This is a genomic window from Aurantibacter sp., assembly GCF_039941195.1.
In the GTDB taxonomy this organism is placed as follows: domain Bacteria; phylum Bacteroidota; class Bacteroidia; order Flavobacteriales; family Flavobacteriaceae; genus Aurantibacter_A.
The window spans coordinates 37,324-46,012 of sequence record NZ_JBDVFA010000049.1; the positions used below are offsets into that span (position 1 = coordinate 37,324).

General features: G+C 34.0%; 9 protein-coding genes. 2 read left to right on the forward strand and 7 right to left on the reverse strand.

Annotated features, from left to right (window positions below; all coding sequences use genetic code 11):
- The 3 genes from ABJF52_RS08450 to ABJF52_RS08460 are packed head-to-tail and all read right to left on the reverse strand — an operon-like array spanning position 1 to position 2,987.
- Positions 1 to 1,311: a Gfo/Idh/MocA family oxidoreductase gene (locus tag ABJF52_RS08450; RefSeq protein ID WP_348149033.1), complete on the reverse strand. Its 1,311-nt coding sequence runs from the start codon at positions 1,309 to 1,311 to the stop codon at positions 1 to 3.
- Between the two features lie 4 nt (positions 1,312 to 1,315).
- Complete coding sequence (locus ABJF52_RS08455; protein WP_348149035.1) at positions 1,316 to 2,017, reverse strand: DUF1080 domain-containing protein; 702 nt, start codon at positions 2,015 to 2,017, stop codon at positions 1,316 to 1,318.
- 49 nt (positions 2,018 to 2,066) lie between these two features.
- Entirely contained in the window at positions 2,067 to 2,987 is a 921-nt protein-coding gene (locus ABJF52_RS08460) for an EamA family transporter (protein ID WP_348149037.1), read from the reverse strand.
- Positions 2,988 to 3,150: 163 nt separating this feature from the next.
- Between ABJF52_RS08460 and ABJF52_RS08465 the strand changes: the two genes are divergently transcribed.
- On the forward strand, positions 3,151 to 3,759 hold the full coding sequence (locus ABJF52_RS08465) for a hypothetical protein (RefSeq protein WP_348149038.1): 609 nt from the start codon (positions 3,151 to 3,153) through the stop codon (positions 3,757 to 3,759).
- 9 nt (positions 3,760 to 3,768) lie between these two features.
- Here the strand turns inward: ABJF52_RS08465 and lpxD are convergent, their stop codons facing one another.
- Together lpxD and ABJF52_RS08475 are read right to left on the reverse strand one after the other, a co-directional pair.
- On the reverse strand, positions 3,769 to 4,761 hold the full coding sequence (gene lpxD, locus ABJF52_RS08470; RefSeq protein ID WP_348149040.1) for a UDP-3-O-(3-hydroxymyristoyl)glucosamine N-acyltransferase: 993 nt from the start codon (positions 4,759 to 4,761) through the stop codon (positions 3,769 to 3,771).
- A gap of 154 nt (positions 4,762 to 4,915) precedes the next feature.
- Positions 4,916 to 5,698: a hypothetical protein gene (locus ABJF52_RS08475; protein WP_348149042.1), complete on the reverse strand. Its 783-nt coding sequence runs from the start codon at positions 5,696 to 5,698 to the stop codon at positions 4,916 to 4,918.
- A 234-nt stretch (positions 5,699 to 5,932) separates the two neighbouring features.
- Here ABJF52_RS08475 and ABJF52_RS08480 point away from each other — a divergent pair, with 234 nt between their 5' ends.
- A complete protein-coding gene (locus ABJF52_RS08480; RefSeq protein WP_348149044.1) occupies positions 5,933 to 6,565 on the forward strand; it encodes a GntR family transcriptional regulator in 633 nt (210 codons plus the stop codon).
- A 7-nt stretch (positions 6,566 to 6,572) separates the two neighbouring features.
- Here the strand turns inward: ABJF52_RS08480 and ABJF52_RS08485 are convergent, their stop codons facing one another.
- Together ABJF52_RS08485 and ABJF52_RS08490 are read right to left on the reverse strand one after the other, a co-directional pair.
- Entirely contained in the window at positions 6,573 to 7,661 is a 1,089-nt protein-coding gene (locus ABJF52_RS08485) for an amidohydrolase family protein (protein WP_348149045.1), read from the reverse strand.
- 159 nt (positions 7,662 to 7,820) lie between these two features.
- Positions 7,821 to 8,689: hypothetical protein (locus ABJF52_RS08490; RefSeq protein ID WP_348149047.1), on the reverse strand; the 869-nt coding region annotated here is incomplete at its 5' end.

Consider the following 8,689-nt stretch of genomic DNA (forward strand, 5'->3'; position numbering starts at 1 on the left):
TTAAATAAACTTAGTTTTACCTGGAACCGCTATTGCTGGCATTTTAAATTTTAAATCCCATGAATAATCTTCAAAATGTGGTCCTAGTTGTTCTTTAGAATTAAAGGCATCTTCCCAAGTAATCTCTTGGCCAGTATAACCCACCATTCTAGATAAAATACCCATCATTGTACTATTAGCCATCAATTCACCGTCATTTATAGGATTACCACTTCGAATAGCAGCAAAAAGTTTATCGTGTTCTGCCTGAAACATATCATTTCGTTCTCCTCTATATCGCCAAGGTTTTTTACCTTTTATCTCGCTCTTACCATAAAGATTTAGATACGAAACACCATCAGAACCAAATGCTTCTACTGTATTTCTACCTTGCGTATTTGCCTGTTGTCTGGCAAAAAGAGTAGACTTAGAACCATTTGCATATGTGAATTCGGTCGCAAAGTGGTCATAAATATTTCCATATTTTTCATCTGTTCTAACTTGCCGACCTCCACTACCTATAGCTTTTACTGGCATTTCATTATTCATAGTCCACGAAATTAAATCACAACTATGAACTGCCTGCTCCACTAAAAAGTCACCTGAAAGCCAATTTTGATAATACCAATTACGCATTTGGTAGGTCATATCTGTCCAATCTGGTTTTCTGTCTTTATACCAAAGTTCTCCTCCATTTCTATACGCAGTAACGGCTCTAATTTCACCAATATCACCGCCTAGAACACGGTCCATTGTTTCAATATTCATTGTGTCATGTCTGAAACAAAACCCAGAAACTACATTTAATTTCTTTTCTTTGGCCAACTTAGCAGCCTCTATAACTTTTCGAACTCCAGGTGCATCAACAGCTACTGGTTTTTCACAAAAAGTATGTTTCCCTGCTTCTACAGCTGCTTTTAAATGATCCGGTCGAAATGCTGGTGGAGTTGTTAACAGTACAACATCAACATCTGATTCTAAAACTTTTTTATATGCATCAAAGCCTATAAATTGTTGATCTGAATCAACCTTTACTTGGTTGGGCTTAAGTTTAAGTAACTGTTCAAGTGCTCCCGACAATCGATCTTCAAAAACATCACCCATGGCAACTAACTCGGTATTTGGGTCAGCAGTTAATGCCTGTGAAGCAGCACCTGTACCTCTACCTCCACAACCAATTAAACCTACTTTTATGATGTCATTTTTAGAAGAGTTAAATGCCATTAATCCTGATGGGTAAATTACTGTACCGCCCAGAACGGCAATACTCGATTTCTTTATAAATGACCTTCTACTTTTTTCCGAAGTTTTCGTTATAGACTTATCTCTCATTATACTAATTTTTATCTTCGTAATTACTTATTTCATTAATTGGTGTTAACACCACTTTTCTAAATTCTACTTCCGAGCCTTCTGCTTGTAATGCAATTTGGCCTTTACTGGCCGTCGCATTAAAGCCATAATTAACAAAATCACCATTGACCCAGACTTTTAATTTATTTCCTAAACATTCGATTATCATTGAATTCCATTCACCAACCGGATTCTCCGAATCCTCAGTCAAATTCAAAATTCTTCGTTTTTTCCCTTCGGTTACGCCCCATTCTTCTTTAGGCCCTCTTCTAGCTAACATATTATCCACTTCAATGTTTTCAACGATGCACCAGAAATCTCCAGCATTTTTATGCATCATTTGAACCTCTATAGATTTTGGAAACATTTCGTATAGCGAGCGTGGTGTAGAGGCGTATACTAAAACACCACAATTACCAGGTACCCCTGCGAAGCGATATTCAACTTCTAGCCTAAAATTTTCATATTCTGCATCAGTAATTATATGACCTCGAGGAACCCCTAAACTAACCAACATTCCGTCTCTAACTATAAACGGATTAATCGCACTAGGAACAGAATCCATTTCAGGAACATCAATATGCCACCCATTTAAGTCTTCACCATTAAATAGACTTACCGAAGGTTCCGATTTACATGATACAGTAGATATAAGAATAAAGCAGTAAAAAATTAGAGTTCTCATCGAACATGGAATTTAATACTTTCTGATGGAAAAATTAAACGGAATTAATCTAATTTCTTTTAAACCTTGAGTAAATTGTTAGCTTTTTCTTAGTATTAATAAAATAGACTCCTGTTAATAATATTATTGCAGCCAAAATGGATTGTTTTGTAATTTGCTCATTTAAGAAATACCAACCCAATAGCAAGGCAATTATTGGATTTACGTAAGTACTAGTCGCCACTTTTTCTGGTGATACATTCCGTAATAAATAATTAAATGAGGTAAAGGCAACAATACTTCCTAAAACTATTAAAAGTACCATTGCCCATTGAACTTTACTAGACCAAACTAATGGTGATAACCATTTTTCTCCGGTTGAAACACTTATAATAAACATTAGAAAACCTCCCATAAACATCTGATAACCAGTATTTACAAAAAAATTAGTTGGTAAATTTGCTTTACCTACAAATAAACTGCCATAAGCCCAACTAATCATAGCTGAGAAAACTAAAATCATTCCAAATGCAGAATTTTCTTGACTAATAATCGATTTCTGACTAATCAATAAATAGATTCCAATAAAACCTAATGCAATACCTACCAACGACATAGCTTGTATCTTTTTTCCTTGTAATACGCGCATTAAAAGCAATACTACTAAAGGTTGTGCTGAGATTTCTAGCGCTGCAAATCCGGAATCAATATATTGTAAAGCCCATACTACAACGCCATTACCATATGCTAAAAATAGAAAACCAGCTATTATTGTATTCTTCAGTTGTTTTGGGGTTATTTTCAATGGAATACCCATTACTTTGCATATGATGAATATTAAAAGACCGGCAATAAAAAAACGAAAACCGGCTAGCATAAATGGTGGTAGCTCTTGAACGGCAATCTTATTTAAAAGATAAGTAGAACCCCAAATTACATAAATGGAGAAAAATGCAAGTACGATTAATACAGTGTTTGATTTTTGTTCCATAAGCCATACGGTTGTTTAGAAGTTTCAATATTAAGAATATCTTGTTTCTAAAAAATAGATTAACGTTCAAAAATTTAGATGAAGTAAGAATTAACCCCTTTATCGACGGCATACTGGATACGAATGAAGATAAATTGATATATTGAACCAAAGAAAATGGAAAATGAAAAATATATTAATTGTTCTAATTACATTATTTAGTGCAAATGTTTGGGCGCAAGATTCTAAAATAAAAGTAATTACTGAAGAAATTCCTAATCGATTGGCTTTCTATGCTGTTAACGAAAATGAGGAAGATTTGGATGTTATGATTACAATTGAAGGTACAAACTTTCGACAAAGTAAAGCTCGTCCAAGATTAATACGAGTTCCTGGAATTTCAAAGGTTCATTTAAAAACTATAATGTTACTTCGTGGTAAAACGCCCCAGTATACTTATGATTTGGTGGTAAATGATAGTCTTTCTAAACGAGCGGTTAAAAAAGAAGCTACAGCTATTAAAATTAAGCCTAAAAAGAATATTACGGTTTATGTGCCTTCTATGTGTAATCAATGTGATAGTCTTTTACAATCACTTGCAGACGGTAAGTATTTATATCAAATGCATAAACTAGACGAAAATGTTGAAATGAAAAATCAACTAAACCGTTCATTTGCGAATACTATGCAACTAGATTCTTTAGAAACTCCAATAATAAATTTAGGCGGAAAACTTTTCACAAAGATTAATAACTACGATGATTTAATAACTAAACTGGAATTCGAAGATTAATTGGAATCATTAACTTCTTGCTAATTTACGCAATGCAACCCATTGTTTTAATTTCTCTTTAGATTCTGCAGCTGGATATCCTAAAACGGTCATACCTGCTGGAACATCTTTCATTACACCAGAACCTGCAGCGACTACAGCGCCAGAATGTATTGTTGTATGGTCTTTTATTGATGCGCTACCTCCAATTATTACACCGTCTCCTAATGTGACAGAACCAGCTAAACCACTGCTTCCTGCCATAATACAAAAGCGACCCATCACACAATTATGTCCTATTTGAACTAAATTGTCAATTTTACACCCATCTCCTACAATGGTAGAACTGAATTTAGCCCTGTCAATACACGAATTAGCGCCCACCTCTACATAATGCCCTATTTTTACATTTCCGATATGAGGTACCTTCACTAAGCCCCTACCGTCATCACTGGGGCGATATCCGAAACCATCTGCACCAATGCTTACATTATTATGAAATATACAATGACTCCCTATTTGCGTACGCTCTCTGATAACTGTTCCAGACCAAACCGTTGTATTATCTCCGATTGTTGTATCATCAAAAACAGAAACATTAGGATACAGGAGCACTCCTTTTCCTAAAATTACATTTTTACCAACATAACAATTTGCACCTATTTTGGCGCCTTCACCTATTTTTGCGGATTGGTGCACCACGGCTGAAGGATGAATATCAAATTCAAATTCAGGTCCAGCCGGACTAAAAACTTCAAGTAACTTAGCCATAGCTAAATCAGCATTTTTCACTTTTATAATCGGACGAGAATCAATTGATTCTAAATTAACTGATTCATTTACGATAACCGCAGTGGCTTTAGAATCCGACCAAAATTTGGCGTATTTAGAACTTCCGATAAAGGTGATTTGACCTTCAGAGGCTTCTTTAATTTCACCAAGTCCGTTGATTCTATTAGAAGTATCACCAATTAATGTTCCTTCTATAATGGCGTTAATTTCCTGAATGCTAAATGATTTCATTATTCGTTGCTGTTTTTGGAGAATTCGTCAGCTTCGAATATAGTTTAAATTCATTTAAGTTATTTTATTTTGATTGTTGATGAAAAGATTATTTAAATAAAAACCCTGCTTTCTATATAAGAAAGCAGGGTCGAAAAAGTCGAGTTAACTTTTCTTAATCTCTTAAGGAAATCTCTTCAGTATCTCCATTAGGATATTCTACTGTAGCCATATCGTCACATTCACCATCGCCAAAGTCTACTGCTACAAGCAGGCCACTCTTTTCAACGGTCATTGAACCTTCATTTAAATATGAACAAGCAAGATTACCTTCAATTGTATCATCTACCGTTACTACATACGTTAAGCCATCTGCGGTTACTGTCCAGCTTCCATCTAATGTGTAAATACTGGTTTCGAGACTACTACCAAATGTAATTCCGATTTCTTTAGTCCCTTTTTCTGTTATTATTGAACCATTGCCTAAGGTTGCACTAAAGTCGCTCGTGGCTGAAAAAGTAATCGAATTGTCAGTCTCTGAACCCATTGTATAACTTCTTGTACCATTTAAAATAATACCTCCAAAATTAAAATCAGTCCAAGTTGCTGTATACGAAATAGTATCACCTGTTGATGTGTATACTGCAGAAAGAGTTCCCGTTACATTTGATGTACCTTCAACCGTACAATTATCAAATTCAATGGTAAAACCAGTATCTGAATATTCTGCAACATAACATTCGTCCGTTTTACCTGAATTACCTTCGTTTTGATAAACACTTGAAATTATATTATCGAAAGATTTCGCATATGAGTCAGATTCTAAAATTGTTTTAACTTCTGTTTGCGAAAGTTCTTGTTCTTCTACAACTACGTCTTTGTCATCATCACTACAACTAGTGATTAACGCCATTGAACCAAATACGAAAAGTAATTTACAAATAGACTTTGCCTTCATTATTATAGAGTTTGGATTATAGGGTGTTTAACGATGGAATAATAGGGATAGTGCTGACTTCTTGTTAAAAGAATGTGATTTTCGGTAAAAAGACAATTTTTTCGATGAAATACTTCATTAATTAAAATCCATTCATCGAATTTGTTAGTTGTTAAAATGTAAAATATCTTGTTAAACGTACTATTTTTCAGGAAAAAGCCGTTATAAATCGTATACGATTATTATTTTTGAATCATGTCTAGTAAAATTATTTTACGAAATCAAGTACGTGAGCATTTGCTAAAACAAATGCAGCAAGGTGCTTTGGATCCTGGAGATCGTATAAACCTTGCTGCTTTAGCTAGAGTTTTAAAAGTGAGTGTTACTCCTATTCGTGAAGCTTTAACTCAATTACAACAATCTCATATTGTTAGAGCCATTCCAAATTGCGGATTTATAATTGCTGAAGTAAATCATGAAGAAGCAAAAAACTTATACGAGCTTGTGGCCCATTTAGAGGTACTGGCATTAGAACAATCTACATTTGATGAAGCGGCTATTGAAGCACTAAAGAAACAACGAACTTTAATCGCTGAAACTGATGAACCTTTAGAACGTGTAAATGGCTATATGGAGTTCCATAGGCTTTTAACTGCTAATTATAATAATTCTGTTGTTCAACAAATATTAAAAGATTTAAAAAGTCGCGTTTTCTTCTATGAACGTGAATTTATGTCTGATGACTCATTTCATTACAATTCAAATGAACAGCATGATGCTATAATTGCTGCAATTGAAGAAGATAACCTTCCTTCAGCTGCATTAGTATTGAAAATGAATTGGATTTTTGTTCAAGATTATATCGAAAAACAACTGTTTATCCTTTAATCAACTATCAATTTTCAGGAAAAATACTTGTGTCCATATGTGGAAGTAACTTTAAAGCGTTTTTATAATACACCTTTTTTAATATATCATCAGTAAGACCTATGCCATACATAGACCAGAATGCATGGTATTTCTTGTAGTACGGAAAATACTCATCCTCAGTTTCTAAAACTCTAAAATAAGTTGGAAATTCATCTGGGTTCCAACTATCCTTTCCAAAAAGGATACGGTCTTGATATTTTGTAAAAAAGGCGTTGGCATTTCTTGGTTGTCTTCCAAGTTCAGCAATAACCGCTGCAATACCAACGAACATATTTGGCATTTCATCAAGCAATTGACTTAATTTACCCAAATCATTGGCATACCATCCCATATGGGCATTTATAAAATTGGTGTTTGGATGTTTCTTAAACATTCTATGTTGTTCGTCAATAATTTCCTGCCATGGAGCCGGATTTGTATCTGTTCGTTTTCTTCTCGCATGTGTTTTAAGTTCTAGCCATCGTTCATTATCAGAATCCATTGGATCCCAAAAAGATTTTGGATCTGCTGCATGAATCAAAACAGGTATACCTAATTCACCACATTTAGCCCAGATTGGATCCAATCTAGTATCATCGATTGCCACACGATTTCCATCCGTATCTTTGTAACGAAGACCTAAACTTTTAAAGACTTTGAGCCCCTTCGCTCCTACTTTTACATCTTCTTCTAATTGCTTTACCGCATTTTCTGTCCATCCTTTTTCGCCAACGTTCTCAAAATTTACATTCGCAAATACGGCAAAACGATTCGGATAATTAGCATTAATACTTTCAACCATTTTCTTTAAGCGTTCTCCAGATCCCCCACTTAAATTTACCATTAAACCCTCATTTAAAGCATCCATATCCTTAAGCATACTTTTAAGCGCATCTGTTGACATGTCTCGTTGATGGCTATGTATATCAATAAAAGGAAATTTAGCTCGTTTTACAACATGTTCGGGAACTACCAATGTCGACTTTGGGTTATATTCTTCAAAACCCATTTCTTGGGCATAAATACTTGTTGAAATAAGAAATACTACTATTCCGGTTACTTTTTTAATAAGCATTCTATGAGTTTTGGGAATTAAAATCAATTAGACAACCAATATCCACTAAATAAATGAATAAAAATTTTAACTACGATGATACCGCGTTTTTCAAAAATAACACATAATCAGTAAAAATTGAAAATACTATAATACACAGAGCCAGGCATATTTGAGTAATTATTTTACCACACTATATTCAAATTCTTGGTAGCCTATGTTACCATTTTTCGAAATCGCCTCAACTATTATGATGTAATCCCCACTGACATCGTTATTAAAAAATTTGATATTTGCTTTTCCAAGATTATCTGTTTTAATATTCGGTTGCCAATACACTAATGAACGTAAATCTGGTCTTTGATACTCGCTTGTTTTTGGATTATCGTACTTCGGAGTATAAAATTCCTTTACAGGTGTAAAAACGTCAATCGTAGTACTTAATGTTCCTGGCAAAGGTTTGCTTGACCCACGTACCCCTATTCCACCTTTGGTGTAAATGGAAATTATATGACCTAAACTGGGAGCTTCTAAAGGGGAGGAACCTTGAAAAACTTGTAAATATTTATTCTTAAAAAACTTTGCGTATTTTATTAACTCAATATCCTCAATAATTTTAGATGACATAAATGGGGCGTTTTCATATTCGTGCGGTTGCAATAATCGTCCATCAACAGCTAATAATGTTGGTTCCTCTTGTTTTTGCCCTGCATTTATATGTGCTAGCATAAATCCATCAGAAAATTTCTCAATAGTAATTTGGTCACCATAATTAAACATTAGAAGACTAAACAATCCAAACGACCATTTTTTTTCTTGTTTGCGTAAAATTTCTCCTTTAATTACTAGATCGGGCTCACCGAACTTTTCATAGATTTTTTTACGTTTTGGATTTAGAAAAACATCTTCAACTATTACTTCTTCTAGTTGGGTTACCCCTATTAAGGAATCGAATATTAGTGCAGATTTTGATCTTTGTATTTTTTCAGATATTACCTTTTCTGCTAAAGAATTTAAATCTTTTTTTTGTGGGGTTGATTGATAATTTA